Origin of the sequence: Acidocella aminolytica 101 = DSM 11237, assembly GCF_900129125.1 — a bacterium.
GTDB classification, from domain to species: domain Bacteria; phylum Pseudomonadota; class Alphaproteobacteria; order Acetobacterales; family Acetobacteraceae; genus Acidocella; species Acidocella aminolytica.
The window spans coordinates 40,159-58,110 of sequence record NZ_FQVJ01000013.1 but is presented as its reverse complement, the minus strand read 5'-3'; the positions used below and the strand labels follow the sequence as shown (position 1 = coordinate 58,110).

22 protein-coding genes and 2 tRNA genes are annotated in these 17,952 nt (G+C 58.2%); 18 read left to right on the top strand and 6 right to left on the bottom strand.

Annotated elements, in window-relative coordinates; genetic code table 11:
• The first annotated feature begins 4 nt into the window (after positions 1-4).
• Complete coding sequence (gene gloA / locus BUB54_RS08950; RefSeq protein WP_048877419.1) at positions 5-403, top strand: lactoylglutathione lyase; 399 nt, start codon at positions 5-7, stop codon at positions 401-403.
• Between the two features lie 40 nt (positions 404-443).
• Positions 444-1,613, top strand: coding sequence for a sulfotransferase family protein (locus BUB54_RS08945; RefSeq protein ID WP_244890761.1), 1,170 nt, complete (start codon positions 444-446; stop codon positions 1,611-1,613).
• On the opposite strand, the gene BUB54_RS20735 is transcribed toward BUB54_RS08945, so the two are convergent.
• On the bottom strand, positions 1,573-1,737 hold the full coding sequence (locus BUB54_RS20735; RefSeq protein WP_158320061.1) for a hypothetical protein: 165 nt from the start codon (positions 1,735-1,737) through the stop codon (positions 1,573-1,575). The genes BUB54_RS08945 and BUB54_RS20735 overlap by 41 nt on opposite strands.
• Entirely contained in the window at positions 1,734-1,952 is a 219-nt protein-coding gene (locus tag BUB54_RS08940; RefSeq protein WP_048877417.1) for a hypothetical protein, read from the bottom strand. The genes BUB54_RS20735 and BUB54_RS08940 overlap by 4 nt, the downstream gene beginning before the upstream one ends.
• Before the next feature lie 524 nt (positions 1,953-2,476).
• Between BUB54_RS08940 and BUB54_RS08935 the strand changes: the two genes are divergently transcribed.
• From BUB54_RS08935 to ureG, 3 genes are all read left to right on the top strand, one after another.
• Positions 2,477-2,746 (top strand): hypothetical protein, encoded by a 270-nt coding sequence (locus BUB54_RS08935; RefSeq protein ID WP_048877416.1) that lies wholly within the window; start codon positions 2,477-2,479, stop codon positions 2,744-2,746.
• Entirely contained in the window at positions 2,691-3,248 is a 558-nt protein-coding gene (locus BUB54_RS08930; RefSeq protein WP_158320060.1) for a glycosyltransferase, read from the top strand. Before BUB54_RS08935 ends, BUB54_RS08930 begins: the two co-directional genes overlap by 56 nt.
• Positions 3,249-3,312: 64 nt before the next feature.
• A complete protein-coding gene (gene ureG / locus BUB54_RS08925) occupies positions 3,313-3,927 on the top strand; it encodes an urease accessory protein UreG (protein ID WP_175556489.1) in 615 nt (204 codons plus the stop codon).
• A gap of 38 nt (positions 3,928-3,965) precedes the next feature.
• Here ureG and BUB54_RS08920 read toward each other — a convergent pair.
• Positions 3,966-4,041 (bottom strand) — tRNA-Asn (locus tag BUB54_RS08920).
• A 173-nt stretch (positions 4,042-4,214) separates the two neighbouring features.
• On the opposite strand from BUB54_RS08920, the gene BUB54_RS08915 reads away from it, so the two are divergent.
• A tRNA-Leu gene (locus tag BUB54_RS08915) sits at positions 4,215-4,301 on the top strand.
• Positions 4,302-4,307: 6 nt separating this feature from the next.
• Here the strand turns inward: BUB54_RS08915 and BUB54_RS08910 are convergent.
• A complete protein-coding gene (locus BUB54_RS08910) occupies positions 4,308-4,670 on the bottom strand; it encodes a DoxX family protein (RefSeq protein ID WP_217652469.1) in 363 nt (120 codons plus the stop codon).
• 252 nt (positions 4,671-4,922) lie between these two features.
• Between BUB54_RS08910 and BUB54_RS08905 the strand changes: the two genes are divergently transcribed.
• Together BUB54_RS08905 and BUB54_RS08900 are read left to right on the top strand one after the other, a co-directional pair.
• The gene (locus BUB54_RS08905; RefSeq protein ID WP_139284847.1) at positions 4,923-5,288 is read left to right on the top strand and encodes a hypothetical protein; all 366 of its coding nucleotides are present in this window, start codon (positions 4,923-4,925) and stop codon (positions 5,286-5,288) included.
• A 192-nt stretch (positions 5,289-5,480) separates the two neighbouring features.
• Positions 5,481-7,742 (top strand): FdhF/YdeP family oxidoreductase, encoded by a 2,262-nt coding sequence (locus tag BUB54_RS08900; protein ID WP_048877412.1) that lies wholly within the window; start codon positions 5,481-5,483, stop codon positions 7,740-7,742.
• A gap of 10 nt (positions 7,743-7,752) precedes the next feature.
• On the opposite strand, the gene fdhD is transcribed toward BUB54_RS08900, so the two are convergent.
• Positions 7,753-8,553, bottom strand: coding sequence for a formate dehydrogenase accessory sulfurtransferase FdhD (fdhD, locus tag BUB54_RS08895; protein ID WP_048877411.1), 801 nt, complete (start codon positions 8,551-8,553; stop codon positions 7,753-7,755).
• Between the two features lie 154 nt (positions 8,554-8,707).
• On the opposite strand from fdhD, the gene BUB54_RS08890 reads away from it, so the two are divergent.
• Together BUB54_RS08890 and BUB54_RS20220 are read left to right on the top strand one after the other, a co-directional pair.
• Positions 8,708-9,016 carry a hypothetical protein gene (locus BUB54_RS08890; protein WP_048877410.1) on the top strand — a complete coding sequence of 103 codons (309 nt, stop codon included), beginning with the start codon at positions 8,708-8,710 and terminating at the stop codon, positions 9,014-9,016.
• A 73-nt stretch (positions 9,017-9,089) separates the two neighbouring features.
• The gene (locus BUB54_RS20220) at positions 9,090-9,323 is read left to right on the top strand and encodes a hypothetical protein (protein WP_148359167.1); all 234 of its coding nucleotides are present in this window, start codon (positions 9,090-9,092) and stop codon (positions 9,321-9,323) included.
• Between the two features lie 199 nt (positions 9,324-9,522).
• Here BUB54_RS20220 and glmS read toward each other — a convergent pair whose 3' ends face one another.
• A complete protein-coding gene (gene glmS, locus BUB54_RS08885) occupies positions 9,523-11,340 on the bottom strand; it encodes a glutamine--fructose-6-phosphate transaminase (isomerizing) (RefSeq protein WP_048877409.1) in 1,818 nt (605 codons plus the stop codon).
• A 94-nt stretch (positions 11,341-11,434) separates the two neighbouring features.
• On the opposite strand from glmS, the gene BUB54_RS08880 reads away from it, so the two are divergent.
• From BUB54_RS08880 to BUB54_RS08845, 8 genes are all read left to right on the top strand, one after another.
• Entirely contained in the window at positions 11,435-12,061 is a 627-nt protein-coding gene (locus BUB54_RS08880) for an HAD-IA family hydrolase (RefSeq protein ID WP_048877408.1), read from the top strand.
• Between the two features lie 107 nt (positions 12,062-12,168).
• Positions 12,169-12,621 (top strand): RrF2 family transcriptional regulator, encoded by a 453-nt coding sequence (locus tag BUB54_RS08875; protein ID WP_048877407.1) that lies wholly within the window; start codon positions 12,169-12,171, stop codon positions 12,619-12,621.
• A gap of 3 nt (positions 12,622-12,624) precedes the next feature.
• Positions 12,625-14,070 (top strand): Fe-S cluster assembly protein SufB, encoded by a 1,446-nt coding sequence (gene sufB / locus BUB54_RS08870; RefSeq protein ID WP_048877406.1) that lies wholly within the window; start codon positions 12,625-12,627, stop codon positions 14,068-14,070.
• A complete protein-coding gene (gene sufC / locus BUB54_RS08865; RefSeq protein WP_048877405.1) occupies positions 14,070-14,813 on the top strand; it encodes a Fe-S cluster assembly ATPase SufC in 744 nt (247 codons plus the stop codon). The genes sufB and sufC overlap by 1 nt, the downstream gene beginning before the upstream one ends.
• A gap of 2 nt (positions 14,814-14,815) precedes the next feature.
• Positions 14,816-15,916: a Fe-S cluster assembly protein SufD gene (gene sufD, locus BUB54_RS08860; RefSeq protein WP_048877404.1), complete on the top strand. Its 1,101-nt coding sequence runs from the start codon at positions 14,816-14,818 to the stop codon at positions 15,914-15,916.
• The gene (locus BUB54_RS08855) at positions 15,913-17,151 is read left to right on the top strand and encodes a cysteine desulfurase (RefSeq protein ID WP_048877403.1); all 1,239 of its coding nucleotides are present in this window, start codon (positions 15,913-15,915) and stop codon (positions 17,149-17,151) included. The genes sufD and BUB54_RS08855 overlap by 4 nt, the downstream gene beginning before the upstream one ends.
• Positions 17,148-17,573: a Fe-S cluster assembly sulfur transfer protein SufU gene (sufU, locus tag BUB54_RS08850; RefSeq protein WP_048877402.1), complete on the top strand. Its 426-nt coding sequence runs from the start codon at positions 17,148-17,150 to the stop codon at positions 17,571-17,573. The genes BUB54_RS08855 and sufU overlap by 4 nt, the downstream gene beginning before the upstream one ends.
• Positions 17,566-17,943: an SUF system Fe-S cluster assembly protein gene (locus tag BUB54_RS08845; RefSeq protein WP_052948276.1), complete on the top strand. Its 378-nt coding sequence runs from the start codon at positions 17,566-17,568 to the stop codon at positions 17,941-17,943. The genes sufU and BUB54_RS08845 overlap by 8 nt, the downstream gene beginning before the upstream one ends.
• Positions 17,944-17,952: the final 9 nt, after the last annotated feature.

The window sequence follows — 17,952 nt, the reverse complement described above, 5'->3', positions numbered from 1 at the left end:
AACGATGAGCGAATTCAGCTATCTTCATACCATGTTGCGGGTTGGTGATTTGGAACGGAGCGTGAGCTTCTATACGGGCCTGCTGGGCATGAATGAGTTGCGCCGTACCGAAGTGCCTGAAGGAAAATACACCTTGGTATTCGTTGGGTATGGCGATGAGGACAACAACACCGTGCTGGAACTCACTTATAACTGGGGTGTCGATCACTATGAGATGGGCACCGCTTTTGGGCATCTGGCACTTGGCGTGCCCGACATTTACGCCGCCTGCGACAAGCTGCGCGAAGCTGGCGTGAAGATTACCCGTGAGCCTGGCCCGGTGAAGTTCGGCACCACGGTGATCGCCTTTATTGAGGACCCGGATGGTTACAAGATTGAATTGATCGAACGGAAACCGCACTAAGATGACAGCTTTGGCGAGGGTTCTGAGCCGTGGGTTCAGAGTGGCTGATCGGATTGTGCCTGATTCGGCCTTTGCGGTTGGGGATGCGTTGGCATTGCTCCGTGCCGCCAAGGTTGCCCCCTCGCCAGATGCGGTTGAAGGGCTTGAGCGGCTGTTGGCATCGATTAAGGCTGAGTCGGAGCTCAGCCTGTTCGGCCGCGTGTCCCTGAAATGGGATTTTGTCCGCCTGCTGCGCAATGCCCAGCTTATTGAAGATTCGCATGCTGCTTCACCATCCCTCACGGCAGCGCCAATCAAGGCTCCTTTATTTATTTTGGGCTTGCCGCGTTCAGGCACGACCTTCCTGCATGACTTGATGGCGCAGGATCCTGGTAATCAAGTGCCGCGTAACTGGCAAATGATTTACCCAGCGCCCCGCCCGGCTGGTTTTAATTCGGCGGGGGATAGGCGGATTGTCCGGGTGGATAAGCAGCTTGATCTTTTCAATGGTCTCGCGCCCGGTTTCAGGGAACTGCACCCGATCTATGCGGACAGCCCGCAGGAATGCAGCGAGATCACTGCGCATGTGTTCCAGAGCCTGCGGTTTGATTCCACCCACCGCGTGCCGTCTTATTTTCAATGGCTGGAAAAGCATGGGCATGACGACGCATTTCTGTTCCACAAGAAATTTTTGCAGTTCCTGCAAGATGGCAAGCCCGCCCGCTGGGTGCTGAAGTGCCCTGATCATACATTCACGCTGGATGCAATTTTGCGTGTTTATCCTGACGCGCGCTTTGTTGTTTTGCATCGCGACCCGATCGCGGTGCTGGGGTCCGTGGCGCATCTCACGCAAGTATTAAGACGGCCGTTTCTGCGCGGGATCAACGCGGCCGAGATTGGTGCGCAAGTGGCCGCGCGCTGGACGCAAGGTGCTAATTTACTGCTGGATTTTGACCGCCGGGCGGATGTTCCCGCGTCACGCAAATTTCACATGAAGTACGAGGAATTTACGGCGGCGCCGCTCGTCGCGATTCAACGCATTTACGCGCATTTCGGGGAAGAGCTGACAGAGCAGGCTACCCAGGCCATGATACGGCAGATTGAAGCCAAGCCGCGCGGTGGCTATGGGCGTCACGCGCCTTATCGGCTGGAGGCGTTTAAGCTCAACGCTTCGGCACTGCAGGCGGGGTTCATGCCTTATGTGCAACAATACTGCCAAGCAGTTCGTTGATTATCTCGGCAAGAATCGGCACGGTGACGTTCAGACTGTAATTCTGCTCCACCCGCCGCCGTGCGGCCATGCCCATGGCGGCGGTAAGGTACGGCGCGTCGCGTAATGTGCGTAGATGAGTCACCCAATCCTCCTCCGTTTCCGCTCAATTTCCGACAGCAGGGAAAAGGCTCTCCCATAAGCGGCCAGAGCCGCGCCGCGACGTGACTGCCCGGCATAAAGGGCGGCGAGGTAAGCATTATCCAAAAAAGGGCGAAGCGCGATATCCAATCCCGCCTTACGCAGAAACGGCACATATTGCGCGACGCGCAAACGTGAACTCGCGCCGAGCGCGAGCATAACGCGTGGCACAAAGCAAGCGCCCCGTCATGCAGGCATTGTACCATGAACAAAAGGGGTTTCGACCTAGCGCGCAGGCAGCAGGGTGGGGTGAGACATGGGAAATTCTTAAAGAAACGTTAGGAGAAATGAAATCGAAACTTACGCGAGTCATGGTTTTGCACAATAGGTGCGGAACGGCGCGGCTGGTGATGTTTGAGCATTTATCAATGGCTCATCGTTTCTGGCGGCTATTATCGGCTGGTGCGCCACGGGCGGGGCTGAATGGCGTGGCGGCGGCTTTGGCGCCACACGCTGATCCCAAGCCCCCCTGCCGCGCATGACGTGTCTGTAGCCGGGGAGATCGCCAGCCCCACCGGGCTAGGGTCTGGCTGCGCGTATTCTGGCGCAAGCCGCTGGGCAAATGGGGGGTGGCGGCCATGGAATACGGTTGGGTGTCGGGCAGAAACGCCGCCGCGTGACACCGCCTTTGGGCCTAGGAGCTGCCCATTGCGCTGCCCGTCTGGAAAGCAGGCAGACGTTATGTGCATGAGGTGTGGGAGCCGTTGGATGTTGTGGCGCAGGCCTTGGCGCCGCTTCTGCCAGGCAGGGTGAGAATGGTGCCGCATCCGCTGGCTCTATGCCTCTTGCCGCAAGCTGAGGCACTAACCGGGCTGGCGTTAGCGGACCCGGTGGTGGTCGCGCTGATGGTTGTGTCTTTAGTGGTCTACCTGATACGCAAAGATCCTCTGGCCGGGATTGCCGCGCTCTGGAAAGCGTTTCGAGACCGGCTGGACCAGATTATTAGTCATTAAGCTGCAAGGTGCCAGGGGTTACCCGCGTGAAGCCGCAAGGCAGGAGCCTGAGGCCGGGCTAAATATCAAAATCTTCAACAATGTCTGGGTATCGGCACAGATGGCGGGGTTGATGGCGCCGGCTGATATTCTGCTCAGTCTGCATCGGGCGGAAGAATTCTGGCTGGTGCTGGCGGAGGCGATGTTGCGCGGTAAACCCGTGGTCGCAACTTGGCGGTCAGGCGGTCTGGCCTTTGTGGATGCGAGCAGCGCCGCACTGGTGGGGTATCGGCTTGTACTTGTTATGGATGAAGCGCCATTTACGCGCCCATGCAGGGGGCTAAATGGGCGGACCCGGATCAGCCATGCGGCCGAGTGGCTGGCGCGGTTGGGCGACGATAAAGCATTGCGGGCTGAACTTGGGGGGCGCCCGTATTCATGCATAGGCTCGCTTAGGCGTAGAAACCATGCGCGCTGCATTGGCCGCGAGCAGCACCGCGCCCGTCTAAAACCATCAGGGTAGACGCCGTCCGATTCGCGGTGTTTGCTGCTCTCTGACTTATCATTTGATGGAGAACAGAGTTTCCATGACGGCTGCACGAATCGGAATTGGCGGGCCAGTTGGCTCAGGAAAAACCGCGTTAATTGAGGCGCTGATCCCGGTTTTGCAGCGCCGGCGTATCAATTTTGCCGTGATCACGAATGATCTGGTGACGGCCGAGGACGCGGAGCGTTTGCGCAGGTCCGGGTTGATTGACCCGGCCAGAGTGGGCGCGGTGGAGGCGGGGGCCTGCCCGCATACGGTCATCCGTGAAGACCCGACCCTGAACATGCTGGCGGGTGATCGCATGGAGGCGTCGATCCCAGGGCTGGAATTGATCATCTACGAATCGGGCGGCGATAATCTGGCATCCACTTTTTCGCTCGACCTCGTCGATTGGTGGATTTTCGTCATCGATGTGGCGGGTGGTGACGACATTCCCCGTAAACGCGGGCCGGGTGTGCTGCGCTGTGACCTGCTGATCATCAACAAGACGGATCTCGCGCCGCATGTGGGGGTGGATCTGGAGAAGATGCTTGAGGAAGCGCGTGAAGCCCGCTCGGGCAAGCCGCTCATCGCCACAAATGCGCGCGGCGGTGAGGGGGTTGAGGCGTTGGCGGACGCAATTGCCGAGGCCGTGCTGTTTACGCAGCCCGCCTAAGGGAATCTTTGAAAAGCCTTGATTTTTAAAGAAAAACCTGGCTCCCGAAGTAGGACTCGAACCTACGACCGAGCGATTAACAGTCGCTTGCTCTACCAACTGAGCTATTCGGGACCGGTGGGCGGCTCTATAAACAAACCAAATCAGGCTGGCAAGTGGAGCCGGGGAAGAAAAATTCACCCGGTACTGATTTCATGAATTTGAGCCTTCGGGCGCGGAGGCTCAAAACAGATTTGCGGTATCCAGTTGATTTCGGTACGAGCCTCACTTAAACAGGCGCTCACCGGGCGGGTGTGGTGGAACTGGTAGACGCGCCGGACTCAAAATCCGGTTCCAGCAATGGAGTGTCGGTTCGATTCCGACCACCCGCACCATTTTTCTCAATTCCAACCCAGCACGCGGTCCAGTGAGAACTTGCCAGCCCCGGTGACGTACAGCAGCAATAGTCCGCCCCTGATGCTGATATTTTTGCAAAAATTGATCATCGCCTCAAACCGCGCCATGTCAGTCATGGTCCAGAAATGATGCCCGATCAGCGCGGTACCCAGCGTGTAAACCAACATCAAAATCGCCAAGGGCCGAGTGGCGATGCCAAGAACCAGGGCGATACCGACAAAAACTCCATAACCACGGCGATCAGCGGGGCCAGAATCGGCAACGTCGCACCAACATGGGCCATATTGCTCAATCGTACCGCTGAAATTTGCAAGTTTTAGCCAGCCGAAAATGACGAAAAGCAGCATGAGAAGAAGGCGAGCGAGTAGAGCCGCGCCGTCAGGACAGCGCCCGGAACCAAATTTCATCATGCCCGTAAAGCGCCCGCGGAGATTTAGTTGAAGGTGAATTCCCGCTTTTGCGGCACTTTCCATATATGCCCCTCAATGGTTTGAGCAGCCACAAAAAACACCTTGAGGCGCTACAAAAGCAGCCCATTTATGGGGCGAACAGTCACTGGAAACTGAACACCAACCAAGGCGTTGCACATGTCCCTGCGAATGACCGCAAACAACCTTGCGGATAATACTACAAAAGCCTCTATCGCGTTGCTCCAGTGCTGCCGCGTTGGCGTTTTTGCTAGCGGGCGCGGTGGGTTGCCACATCCTGTGTGGGCCACCATGTGTGGCATTATCGTCTCGCAGGAAGAGCTGAACGACACAAACCGCGTCACGCTCTGGCAGTTAACGGGCACGGTTGTGAGTGTGATCTCGGCGGTGATCTTGGCGGTACGCTGCTGGCTTTTTATGCTTGATTCCGTTTCTGCTTGTCGGGGCGGTTGCGTTTTACACGTTGCTGATGCGCCTCTGGCCAGATCTGCGTGTATCGATGTGGACAGCGCCGATTGTTTTGCTCACACGGCCTGACCAACAATCGATTTTGTAAACGGGATTGTGGCGGGGTGTAGAAGTGCTGCTTGGTGGGCTTGTTGGCATAAGCTGTCAGTTCCTGGCTGAGCGTGTGATTACATGGCTTGATGCGCATGAGCGGCACACCTCGCCTAGCCCGCGGATAAATGAATGATAACGATAGCTGTTCTTCGTCAGGAGTGTTTTTGAATGTCTGAAAAACTTCGCTTTGAGACGTATGAGGCGCCAGCGGGTGGTTGGGGCGCGGCAAAAGCCACGGCGAAAATCCTGCTGGAGCAGAGTGTCGCCGTAAAAGGTAGCCAAGCACTGCTCAAGATGAACCACCCGGACGGTTTTAAATGCCCTAGCTGCGCCTGGCCAAACCCCGACCGCGAGAAGAAGCTGGAATTCTGCGAAAACGGCGCGAAGGCCCTGGCGGTTGAAGCTACCCGTAAGCGGGCATCGCGGGCATTCTTTGCCCAGTACAGCGTTTCTGAGCTGATGACGCAGAGCGATTACTGGCTGGAAGAGCAGGGCCGCCTGACCGAGCCAATGCGCTACGACCCCGCCACGGACCATTATGTGCCTGTCTCCTGGGGCGATGCCTATAAGCTGATCGCCGCTGAACTGAATGCGCTGGAAAGTCCGGATCAGGCGGAATTTTATACCTCCGGCCGTACCTCCAACGAGGCCGCTTTTTTATATTCCGTGTTCGTGCGGGAATTTGGCACCAATAATTTCCCAGACTGCTCCAATATGTGCCATGAGCCCACCAGCCGTGGCCTGCCCATGTCCATCGGAATCGGCAAGGGAACGGTGGTTATTGGTGATTTCGCCAAGGCGGAAGCCATTTTCATTATCGGCCAGAACACCGGCACCAACAGCCCGCGTATGATGAGCGAGTTGGTGAATGCCCGCAAACGAAACGCGCCCATCGTCGCCGTGAACCCGATGCCTGAACGCGCGTTGATCCGCTTCACAGAGCCGCAGGATGTGTTGGAGATGGCCACCTTCGGTTCCACGCCTATCTCCAACGAATTTGTGCATGTTAAAATCGGCGGTGACGCTGCGTTCCTGAAAGGCATCATGAAGGTGCTGTTCGAGCGCCACGCCGTTGGTGAGGTCGTGCTGGATGAAGCCTTCATCCGTGACCATACGCACGGCTTCGAGGCGCTGAAGGCGGATATCGAAAATACGGCGTGGGACGATATCATCCGCGTCTCAGGTATCGCGGAAGAGCAGATTCGTCGCTGTGCTGATGTTTATATCGCGTCCAACGCGACGATCATTTGCTTCGGCATGGGCGTCACCCAGCACCAGCAGGGCGCCAGGGTGATTCAGCAGATCGTCAATCTGCTTTTACTTCGTGGCAATTTCGGCAAGCCCGGAGCAGGCATCTGCCCTGTGCGCGGCCATTCCAACGTGCAGGGTGATCGCACTGTGGGGATCGATGAGAAGCCGAGCGAGGCTTATCTCGACCAGCTTGAAAATGTATTCGGCTTCAAGCCGCCGCGCCGGCACGGGCATCATGTGGTGGAAAGCGTGCGCGCGATGATCGATGGCACGGCCAAGGTGTTCATCGGCATGGGTGGCAATTTCATCCATGCCATTCCCGACACCAAAGCAGCGTACGAGGCGATGAGCCGGTTGAACCTGACCGTGGGCATCGCTACCAAGCTCAATCGCGGCCATCTGGTGCATGGCAAACAAGCGCTGATCTTGCCGGTAATCGCGCGGTCTGAGATCGACCGGCAGGCCAGCGGGGAGCAGTTCGTGACCATCGAGGATGCGATGTCCAACGTCACCGCCTCTCGCGGTGTTCTGGAACCTGCTAGCCCGGACCTGCGTTCAGAAATCGAGATTGTCTGTGGCATGGCACGCGCCACGTTACCGGAGAGCGTTGTGCCGTGGGACAGCTTCATCGCTGATTACAATCTGATCCGCGATAAAATCGCCGCCGTTTATCCAGATCTGTTCAGTGGGTTTAATGAGCGGATCAAGGCGCCGGGAGGGTTTCACCTTTCCAACCCGCCGCGTGAGCGCAAATGGAACACGGAAACCGGCCGCGCCAACTTCCTGCTGTTCCCGGGGCTGGATGAGAACAAGCCGGTTGGCGGCGCGGAAATGTTCCGGCTTTCCACCGTGCGCTCACACGACCAATACAATACCACCATCTATTCCAACTCGGACCGTTATCGCGGTGTTTATGATGGGCGCATGGTGCTGTTCATGAACGAGGACGATATGCGCGCGTGCAATATCGCGTCACGGGCTCTGGTGGCGCTGGAAACCATCGCGAATGACGGTATGGCGCGCCGGGTGGAAGGGCTGACGGTCTATCCTTACCAGATGCCACGTGGCAGCTTGGCGGGCTATTACCCTGAGCTGAACCGGCTTCTGCCGCTTGGGCATCACGATGAAATTTCCGGCACCCCGGCGGCGAAGTCGATCCCCGTCAGGATCGTCGTGTGAAGCGAGCGGTTTAGTCTGAGAGCTTTCCGGTAAACAGCATTTGCGAATCAGACCGGGCGATGGCCACAACCGTCAGCCCGGCCTGTTGTGCGACCCGCAGCGCCAGACCGGTAGGGGCGGAAATGGCGACAATGGTCCGAAACCCCGCAATGATGGATTTCTGGACCATTTCGTAAGAACAGCGCGAGGTCAGCAGGCAAAACCCCTCAGAGAGATTTTGCCCGGCCCGTAATCCGGCGCCGATGAGTTTATCCAACGCATTATGCCGTCCCACATCCTCACGAACCAGCCGGATCTCCCCCTCCAGCCCGCACCAAGCCGCGCCATGCAGCATTCTGGCCTGTTTGTTCAGTGTCTGATGGTCCGACAAATCCGCCAAGCCACGCCGGATGGCGGCCAGCGACGTTGGCGGGCCAGGCGGTAAAGCGGGCAGGGGGCGCAGAACCTGCCCAGCCTCTTCCGTGCCGCATACCCCGCAGCCGGTCCGTCCCACCACCATCCGTCGTGAGGCCTGCATCAGCCGATGAAACGGCTCGGCCGGAATCCGCAGATCAGCGGTGATAAAGCCATCCCCGTCTTCGAGGGTGATGGATTTAATCTCATCTGCATGGGCGACTATGCCTTCGGTTATTGAAAACCCCACGCAAAAATCTTCAATGTCACGCGCGGTTGCAATCATGACGGCATATTGCATCGTATTGTACCGCAGATTGACCGGCGTTTCCTCAGCCAAGGCCAGAGTACGGGATTCCGGTTGGGCTGTTTCGCCAAGGCGGGTCGCAGGCCAGTTGATGAGCGGCACATCGGGCATGAGGTGAAGCTAGGTCAGCGGCATTAAAAGGCAAGGGCATGAAGCATTGCGTTTAATGCTGTGCCGTCAGGATAATCGCCCATTCCAATTTTATGCCCCTGCGTCCATATATATATATTACGTAACGGGTCCCTAACGAACAGGAGCAAGGGCAATGCGGCGTTTGGGTTTGGCTTTAGCGGTGGTGCTGGCCCCCGGGGGTATGGCGTGGGCCCAGGCAAGTGTCTCAGGCAGCACGCAGATTACTGGCAATCCGAATGGCTCAGTCGTGCAGCCCGGCATAGCCAAGCCGCCATCCGGGCATGAGGAGAAAACGCCTTCGAAAAAACCGGCCGGAAGAAGCGCGACCTTGCCCAATGATCCAACGCTGCCTCAAATCGCGGTGCAGCCTTCACCAACCATCGGGTCCGGCGTGCCGATCTCGGGGGCGGGTGGCACGACAAAATCGGTTAAGGGAAAATAAACAAACGTACGGCCCGCGAATGCGGGCCTTACTTTAGCTGTAAAGCAGGCGGTTATCGATGGCCTGAATAAGCATGGTTCGGACCATCGGGCAGGTGCGCGATATCATCGCTGCGGCAAATACATTCGACATATTTTCCGTGATGCTCACGGAACACCCATCCATCCTCAACAATAAATCTTTCCTGCGCGGGGTCGCTGCTCCGGAGAAAAGTTTTCTTCAACGAGACAATCCGGGAACCGTTCGTGAGTGTATGGAATTGGCGCATCGTTTCCACCCCTTTTTTCTCGGACGGAAGGGAGCATAGCGGCAATCGCCACGGTTTTACAAACTTTAAAACATAATCTTGCCAAATTTTATGTTCAGCGCGGACAACGGTGTTTGGTCAAGTAAATCAGCACTTTGTCTCGAAATTCAGAGTGATTCGTTGAAGAGTTTCCCGCAAGTGCCACGAAGAGACGGTTGTGAAACGCCTTTCGGGCATTTGCTGCGGTGCGTGAAAAATTTTACTCCACCGTGACAGATTTGGCGAGGTTGCGTGGCTGGTCTACATCCGTGCCTTTCAGCACTGCCACATGATAGGCCAGCATTTGCACTGGGATGGCGAGCAGGATTGGCGCAGCGAATGGGTCGATGCTGGGCAGCAAAATGGTCTCGGCGGCGATCGGCGCCAGCTTGGATGCGCCTTCCTCGTCAGAGAACACCACAATCTGCCCGCCCCGCGCGGCGGCTTCCTGCAGATTGGAGGCTGTTTTCTCGAAGAGCGGGCCGGAGGGGCAAATCGCGATAACCGGCACGCTTTTATCAATCAGCGCGATAGGCCCATGCTTCATTTCGCCCGCCGCATAGCCCTCGGCGTGGATATAAGAAATTTCCTTCAGCTTCAGCGCGCCTTCCATGGCGATGGGGAAGCAGCCGCCGCGCCCCAGATATAGCACGTCCCGCGCCTCGGCGATCCGCTCCGCCAGCCTGCGGATAGGTGCGTCGTTGCCTAGAATTTCTGCTGCCCTGGCGGGCACTTCCAGCAGGCTTGCGGCCAAGCGGCTAATCTCCGCCGGGCTTTGCTGGCCTTTGGCCTGCGCCAAGGCCAAAGCGAAAACCGCGAGGACCGTAAGCTGCGCGGTAAAGGCCTTGGTGCTGGCAACGCCAATTTCAGGCCCGGCGATGGTTTCCAGAATGGCATGGCTTTCACGTGCCATAGTGCTTTCCGGCACATTCAGCACGGAGAGGATTTTCTGCCCCTCGGCTTTCATGTACCGCAAGGCGGCCAGCGTATCGGCGGTCTCGCCGCTCTGGCTGACTAGCAGCCCCAGCCCGCCCGCATCCAAAGGCGGCGCCCGATAGCGGAACTCACTGGCCACATCCGCCTCCACCGGCACGCGGGCCAGATTTTCCAGCCAGAATTTGGCGGTCAGCCCGGCATAGAAAGCCGAGCCGCAGGCGCTCATCGTAATCCGTTGAATGCCCGCCAGATCAAAGGGCAGGGCAGGCAAACGGGGCGTTTCGGCTTCCAGCATCCTGTGCAGAACATCCCCGATCACCACCGGGTGCTCGTGCAGCTCTTTTTCCATGAAGTGCCGGAAATTCCCTTTACCGATCGCCGCCCCGGTAAGCGCGGTCAGTTTTTTCTGGCGGGTGACCTCGGCGCCGGTGCGGTTATGAAAAACCGCGCCCTTGCTGGTCACCACCACCCAGTCGCCGTCCTCGAGATAGGCGATTTCGCGGGTTAGCGGGGCCAAGGCCAGCGCGTCGGAACCAAGATACATTTCCTCTGCCCCATACCCAACGGCCAAGGGCGCGCCGCTCTGCGCACCAATCACTAGGTCCTGATGCCCTGCAAAGATTAGCGCCAGCGCATATGCCCCTTCCAAGCGGGTAAAGGCCTGAGACGCGGCTTCAATGGGCGCCATGCCCTGCTGCAACAAATAATCGACAAGTTGCGCCACAACTTCGGTATCGGTCTCGGTCGAGAAGCTTTGGCCTTTGGCCTCAAGCTCGGCGCGCAGGGTCAGATGATTCTCAATGATGCCGTTATGCACCACCGCCACGCGGGAGGTCGCGTGCGGGTGGGCATTGTCCACTGTGGGGGCACCATGTGTCGCCCAGCGTGTATGGCCAATGCCCGTGGTGCCCGCTAGCGGATCAGCCTTCAGCACAGCGGCCAAGTTTTTCAGCTTTCCTTCCGCGCGACGGCGCCCGATATGGCCGTTAATCAGCGTCGCGATGCCCGCGGAATCATAACCCCGATATTCCAGCCGCCGCAGCCCGCCGAGCAGCAGCGGCGCCGCTTCCGAATGGCCCACGACCCCAACGATTCCGCACATCAGACTTACTCTCCATGGTAACGGCTTTGCGGTAGCCCTGCCGCACGCTCTGTGTCAAAGGAGAGGAGATTCAAATTGTACGACGGAGTATTTCATGCGCGCGGTGATTTTCGATTTGGATGGCACCTTGATCGACGCCGCGCTAGATATCACCTCGAAGCTGAATCAGGTGTTAGCAGCAGACGGCCACGCCCCGCTGACTCTGAATGAGGTCCGCAGTATGATTGGGGATGGCGCCAAGGTGCTGGTGGAACGCGCTTTTGCCGCGCGCGGCACGCAGGCGCAGGCCCAGAATTTTGAACGGTTCATGACCATCTATGCCGAAAACCCGGTGATTGAGACAGTGATTTACGAGGGCATCATTCCGGCTCTGGAGACGCTGCGGGATGAGGGACGGCCGCTTGGCATCTGCACCAACAAGCCCATGCGCGCGACCCAAGAAGTGCTGGCGGCGCTGGATCTTGCACGGTTTTTTGGCGCCGTGGTCGGTGGGGATTCGACGCCCTACCGTAAACCCGATCCGCGCCACCTAGCCGCCGCGCTGGCCGGGCTTGAAGTGACCGATGCGATTATGGTCGGTGACCACGCCAACGATATGAACGCCGCCGCCGGGTTGGGGTTGCCCGCCATATTCTGTACCTGGGGCTATGGTGAGGGCAAAGGCGAGGCCCGCGCCGAGCATCCCGCTGAGCTGCCCGGTCTCATCACCAGACTCGGCTGAACCGGCCTTTATATGCCGCGCAACATTGTGTAACGCGCGCTTGACGATCCGGCCTTGATAGCCCATTTTGGAAACAGGACTAATTAGGTCCGTTTAATGGGGTCGTTATGCTGAAACTCTCACGCCTGACCGATTATGCGGTGGCCGCCCTTGTCCGCCTGGGCACGGCTGAGGGCGTTGAAACGTCGCCCGGTATCGCAGCCGGAATCGGCGTGCCGGAACCCACTGTTGCCAAGGTCATGAAAGCATTGGCCGGGCATGGGTTGGTTATTTCCACACGCGGCGCGCGCGGCGGCTACCGGCTAAGTAAATCTTTGGCCGATATTCCGGTGTCGGATGTGATTGTCGCCATTGATGGTCCCATTGCACTGACCTCCTGCGTGGAAGGGGCGGCCGCGACCTGTGAGAGCCACTCTCTTTGCCCCGTTGCCGGGCGATGGGACCCGGTGAACGAGGCCATCCGTAACGCGCTCTCTCATATTTCCCTGGCCGATATGGCGGCGGCGTCAATTCCGCCCGCATTCCGTATCCCGGCCCCGACGATCAACGAGGTTGCCTGAACTATGTCCATGACCACAGAAGCCACAATCCAGGAACTGGCGGCCCAGAAATATAAGTACGGGTTCACCACCGATATCGAAATGGAAGAGTTCCCCAAGGGGCTCTCGACGGACATTGTGCGTCTCATTTCCGCCAAAAAGGGTGAGCCGGAATGGCTGCTGGCTTGGCGCCTAAAGGCTTATGAGGCGTGGCTGAAGATGGAGGAGCCGCATTGGGCGCGGGTTCATCATCCACCGATCGATTATCAAGCCCTCTATTATTACGCCGCGCCAGCCAAGGCCGCGCCGAAATCGCTTGATGAGGTCGATCCTGAGCTGCTGAAAACCTATGAGAAGCTAGGCATCCCGCTGAATGAACGCGCGGCGCTGGCGGGTGTGGCCGTGGATGCGGTGTTCGATTCTGTCTCCGTCGCCACCACCTTCCGGGAGACGCTGGCCAAGGCGGGCGTGATCTTCTGCTCCATTTCCGAGGCGGTGAAAGAACACCCCGAACTGGTGCGCAAATATCTGGGCTCTGTGGTCCCGGCGGGCGATAATTACTTTGCCGCCCTAAACTCCGCCGTGTTCTCGGACGGCAGCTTCGTCTTTATTCCCAAGGGCGTGAAATGTCCGATGGAGTTGTCCACCTATTTCCGTATCAACGCCCGCAATACCGGGCAGTTTGAGCGCACGCTGATCGTGGCGGAGGAAGGTGCTTCCGTTTCCTATCTCGAAGGCTGTACCGCGCCGATGCGCGATGAAAACCAACTCCACGCCGCCGTGGTTGAACTAGTGGCGTTTGATGACGCCAAGATCAAATATTCCACCGTGCAGAACTGGTATCCTGGCGATGCGGACGGGAAGGGCGGGATTTATAACTTCGTCACCAAGCGCGGCGCCTGCCGGGGACGGAATTCAAAGATATCCTGGACGCAGGTGGAAACTGGCTCTGCGATTACCTGGAAATATCCCTCCTGCATCCTGCAGGGTGAGGGCTCGGTGGGCGAGTTTTACTCGGTCGCTGTCACCAACAGTCATCAGCAGGCCGATACCGGCACCAAGATGATCCATGTCGGCAGGAACACCACGAGCACCATCATCTCCAAAGGTATCTCCGCCGGTAAGTCCAACAACACCTATCGCGGCTTGGTGAAGATCATGCCCGGCGCTTCCGGCGCGCGTAATTTCACCCAGTGCGATTCGTTGCTGATCGGCGATCAGTGCGGTGCGCATACAGTGCCGTATATTGAAAACCGCAATTCCTCGGCCAAGGTGGAGCATGAGGCCACCACCTCTAAAATCGCCGAGGATCAACTGTTCTATTGCCGCTCCCGTGGTCTCTCGGAAGAGGATTCGGTGGGCCTCATCGTCAATGGCTTCTGCAAGGACGTGCTGAAAGAATTGCCGATGGAATTCGCCGTTGAGGCACAAAAACTATTAGCTGTTTCTCTGGAAGGTTCGGTGGGCTGATGCTCGAGATCAAGAATTTGCATGCGCGTATTGGCGATGCGGAAATCCTGAAGGGTGTGACGCTCACCATCCCCGATGGTGAAATCCATGCCATCATGGGCCCCAACGGCGCTGGCAAATCCACGCTGTCTTACGTTCTCTCTGGCCGCGAGGGCTATGAGGTGACCAAAGGCGAAGTGATTTTCAACGGCGAGAACATTCTGGAGATGGAGCCGGAAGACCGTGCCGCCGCCGGGCTTTTCCTGGCGTTCCAGTATCCGGTGGAGCTGCCGGGTGTTGGCAATGCCAATTTCTTGCGTACTTCGCTGAATGCCATCCGCCGTAAGCGCGGTGAGGAGGAACTGGACGCCGTCGCTTTCCTGAAACTGGCCCGCGCCGCTGTGAGGCAACTGGCGATGAAGGAGGATTTCCTGAAGCGCAACGTGAATGTCGGCTTTTCCGGTGGTGAGAAGAAGCGCAATGAAATGCTGCAGATGGCCATTCTAAAGCCGCACCTCGCCATTCTGGACGAGACGGATTCCGGCCTGGATATCGACGCGCTGAAGATAGTGGCGGAAGGTGTGAACGCCCTACGCGATGAGAAATTCTCCGCCTTGGTGATCACTCATTACCAGCGCCTGCTGGACCATATTGTGCCGGACGTGGTGCATGTGCTGGCGGGTGGAAAGATTGTCCGTTCCGGCCCCGCCTCCTTGGCTCTGGAGCTGGAAGCTAGCGGCTATGCAGGGCTGGAAGTCGCCTGATCATGGTCGCTCTGCCCACCAAAAAGCTGGAAGCCTGGCGCTATACTGATCTGCGCCCGCTTTCGGCCGTCACCTTCGGCGCACCGCCTGCCGCAGCAGCCACGCCGGACCTGCCAGACCTGCCGTTCCCGCGTTTCGTGTTTCTGAATGGTGTGCTGAATGCGGCGCTGTCCAGCGGTTTCGCGTATGCCAAGCCGTTTGTCCCGGTTGAGGGGCAGGGCACCCAGCCGATGGCGCTGATCAATGCCGATTACGCCCAGGACGGCATCAATATCGAAATCCCCGCCGGGCAGGATGCCGGAGAGCTGCTGCTGATCTCGCAGTCTGACGGCATCACACCCTTTGCCTTTCACCCGCGCCATCGCGTCAAGCTGGGGCAGGGGGCGAAATTCGCGCTGATTGAGCTGAACCAGGGCGAGGGCACATATTGGCAGAACGCCGTGTTCGAGGTCGAGGTCGCTGAAGGCGCGAAGTTCCAGCATTTCCGCCTGCAGGAGGAAAGCGTTGAAGCCTTCAACACCACCACCATCTATGCCGATATCGAAGGCCAAGGCTCTTATGAGCATTTCACCCTGACGCTGGGCGCCAGGATTTCCCGCACGGAGATCGAGGCCAATCTGCTGGGCCAGAACGCGCTAGCGCATCTGAATGCCGCGCAGCTTTTGGGTGGCACGCAGCACGGCGATTTCACCACCATCATCCGCCACAAGGCGCCCAATTGCCCCTCGCGCCAGACGGTTAAGTCGGTTCTTGCGGGCAAGGCGCATGCTGTGTTCCAGGGCAAGATCGAGGTGGACCAGATCGCCCAGAAGACAGATGGCTACCAGATGAGCCAAGCGCTTCTGCTCTCCCCCGAGACGGAAATGGACATCAAGCCTGAGCTGCAGATTTTCGCGGATGACGTGAAATGCTCCCACGGCGCGACCATCGGCGCCCTGGATGAGGAGCAGGTGTTTTACCTGCGCTCGCGCGGCATTCCCGAGGCGGAGGCAAGGCAAATCCTCATCCGTGCCTTTCTTGAGGAAGCGCTGGAACCTGTCACGCATGACGCCTCCAAGGCGTTGTTCGAGGAGGTTCTGGAAAGCTGGTGGACTAAGCAATGAGCATCACTTTGCCTGCGCTGGACGTACATGGCTTCCGTCAGGATTTTCCGATCCTGTCGCAGAAAGTGCATGGAAAGCCCTTCGTTTTCCTGGATTCCGGCGCCTCCGCGCAGAAGCCGAAACAGGTGATTGAGGCCATGCGCTTCGTGATGGAGGAGCAATATGCAAACGTCCATCGCGGTTTGCATTATATGTCCGAGAAAGCGTCGGACGCGTATGAGAATGTACGCGACAAGGTGGCGGAGCTTCTCAACGCCGCCTCGCGCGAGGAAATTGTTTTCACCCGCAACGCGACGGAAAGCATCAACCTTGTTGCTTACAGCTGGGGCCGCACCGTGCTGAAGCCGGGTGATGCTGTTGCGGTTTCCGAGATGGAGCACCACGCTAATCTCGTGCCCTGGCAAATGCTGCGTGACGCCCACGGTACCGAGCTGCGGATTATCAAAATCACTGACTCCGGTGAGCTGAACTGGAACTCTCTTGAGGACGTCTTTGCCGATGGCAAGGTGAAGTTGCTAGCGCTCACCCATATGTCCAACGTGCTCGGCTCCTATACCCCGGTCGAGCGGCTGGCGAAATTCGCGCATGAACATGGGGCGAAGATCCTGCTGGATGGCGCACAGGCCATCGTCCACAGGGCCGTGGATGTGCAGGCCATCGACGCAGATTTCTACGTTTTCTCCGGCCATAAGCTCTACGGCCCCACCGGCGTCGGCGTGCTTTACGCCAAGGCCGAAATTCTGGGGGCGATGCCGCCTTTCATGGGAGGCGGCGACATGATTGCCTCCGTTTCCTACGAAAAATCCGTTTGGGCCAAGCCGCCTCATCGTTTTGAGGCCGGCACCCCCGCCATCATCGAAACCATCGGGCTTGGCGCCGCCATCGATTATGTCCGCGCCATCGGCTTTGATGCAATCGCCGCGCATGAGCAGTATTTGACCGAGCACGCGCTGGCGACACTCAGCCGGATCGAAGGGCTGCGTATCCTGGGTTCCGCGCAGGACCGCGGCGGCGTGATCTCCTTCGTGATGAAGGACGCTCATGCGCACGACATTGCCACGTTGCTGGACCGCCAGGGCATTGCTGTGCGCGCCGGACATCATTGCGCCGAACCTTTGATGGGCCGCCTTGGTGTTTCCAGCACCGCGCGGGCCACTTTTGGCCTCTATACGCTGCCCGAGGAAATTGACGCCCTGGCAACCGGCCTGGAGAGGGTAAGAAAGATCTTCGCATGAGTGAGGCGCTTTACCAATCCATCGTGCTCGACCGCAGCCGCCACCCGCATCATGCAGGCCGTCCGGCTGTGTTTGACGTTGAGGGAAAAAGTGAGAACCGCATGTGCGGTGATATGGTGAGCGTTTTTCTCAGTGGTGCTGATGTGCGCCATGAGGCCGATGGATGTGCCATCCTTGTCGCCAGCGCGGAGCTGATGTGCGAGGCAGCCACCGGCAAAACTGACGGTGAGATCGCCATATTGAGTGACAGGTTCGAACATCTCGTGAAAACCGGGCAGGAAAACCCGGAATTGGGAGACTTGAATGCGCTTGCAGGCATTGCGCAATATCCTTCCCGCCTTCGGTGCGCGACGCTCCCCTGGAGTGCCCTTCGAGACGCCATTGCCAAAGGCGGAAGTGCAGGAGATACCGCCAATGGCTGACACAAAACCCGAACCGGACCAGATGCAGCCGGTGACAAGCTGGACGCCCGATGGCGAAACCGCCCCCCGCGTGACCGAGGAAGCAGTGATCGGTGCCATCTGCACGGTTTATGATCCGGAAATTCCGGTCAATATTTATGAACTCGGCCTGATCTACGCGATAGAACTGGCTGAAAATGGCGATGTGAAGGTTGAAATGACACTCACCGCCCCCGGCTGCCCCTCAGCGCAGGAACTGCCGGAAATGGTCCGCAACGCCATCGTGCAGATTGATGGCGTGGGCGACATAACCGTCGAAACCGTCTGGGACCCGCCTTGGGATCAGAGCCGCATGAGCGAGGAAGCCCGCCTCATGCTGAATATGTTTTGAGGTAAAGAC

Bases quoted from the DNA above. Each gene is read 5' to 3' on its own strand.
- gloA (WP_048877419.1), top strand. From the start codon at position 5: ATGAGCGAATTCAGCTATCTTCATACCATGTTGCGGGTTGGTGATTTG.
- BUB54_RS08940 (WP_048877417.1), bottom strand. From the start codon at position 1,952: ATGCTCGCGCTCGGCGCGAGTTCACGTTTGCGCGTCGCGCAATATGTG.
- ureG (WP_175556489.1), top strand. From the start codon at position 3,313: ATGACGGCTGCACGAATCGGAATTGGCGGGCCAGTTGGCTCAGGAAAA.
- BUB54_RS08910 (WP_217652469.1), bottom strand. From the start codon at position 4,670: ATGCTGCTTTTCGTCATTTTCGGCTGGCTAAAACTTGCAAATTTCAGC.
- BUB54_RS08905 (WP_139284847.1), top strand. From the start codon at position 4,923: ATGACCGCAAACAACCTTGCGGATAATACTACAAAAGCCTCTATCGCG.
- BUB54_RS08900 (WP_048877412.1), top strand. From the start codon at position 5,481: ATGTCTGAAAAACTTCGCTTTGAGACGTATGAGGCGCCAGCGGGTGGT.
- fdhD (WP_048877411.1), bottom strand. From the start codon at position 8,553: ATGCCCGATGTGCCGCTCATCAACTGGCCTGCGACCCGCCTTGGCGAA.
- BUB54_RS08890 (WP_048877410.1), top strand. From the start codon at position 8,708: ATGCGGCGTTTGGGTTTGGCTTTAGCGGTGGTGCTGGCCCCCGGGGGT.
- BUB54_RS20220 (WP_148359167.1), top strand. From the start codon at position 9,090: ATGGTTCGGACCATCGGGCAGGTGCGCGATATCATCGCTGCGGCAAAT.
- glmS (WP_048877409.1), bottom strand. From the start codon at position 11,340: ATGTGCGGAATCGTTGGGGTCGTGGGCCATTCGGAAGCGGCGCCGCTG.
- BUB54_RS08880 (WP_048877408.1), top strand. From the start codon at position 11,435: ATGCGCGCGGTGATTTTCGATTTGGATGGCACCTTGATCGACGCCGCG.
- BUB54_RS08875 (WP_048877407.1), top strand. From the start codon at position 12,169: ATGCTGAAACTCTCACGCCTGACCGATTATGCGGTGGCCGCCCTTGTC.
- sufB (WP_048877406.1), top strand. From the start codon at position 12,625: ATGTCCATGACCACAGAAGCCACAATCCAGGAACTGGCGGCCCAGAAA.
- sufC (WP_048877405.1), top strand. From the start codon at position 14,070: ATGCTCGAGATCAAGAATTTGCATGCGCGTATTGGCGATGCGGAAATC.
- sufD (WP_048877404.1), top strand. From the start codon at position 14,816: ATGGTCGCTCTGCCCACCAAAAAGCTGGAAGCCTGGCGCTATACTGAT.
- BUB54_RS08855 (WP_048877403.1), top strand. From the start codon at position 15,913: ATGAGCATCACTTTGCCTGCGCTGGACGTACATGGCTTCCGTCAGGAT.
- sufU (WP_048877402.1), top strand. From the start codon at position 17,148: ATGAGTGAGGCGCTTTACCAATCCATCGTGCTCGACCGCAGCCGCCAC.
- BUB54_RS08845 (WP_052948276.1), top strand. From the start codon at position 17,566: ATGGCTGACACAAAACCCGAACCGGACCAGATGCAGCCGGTGACAAGC.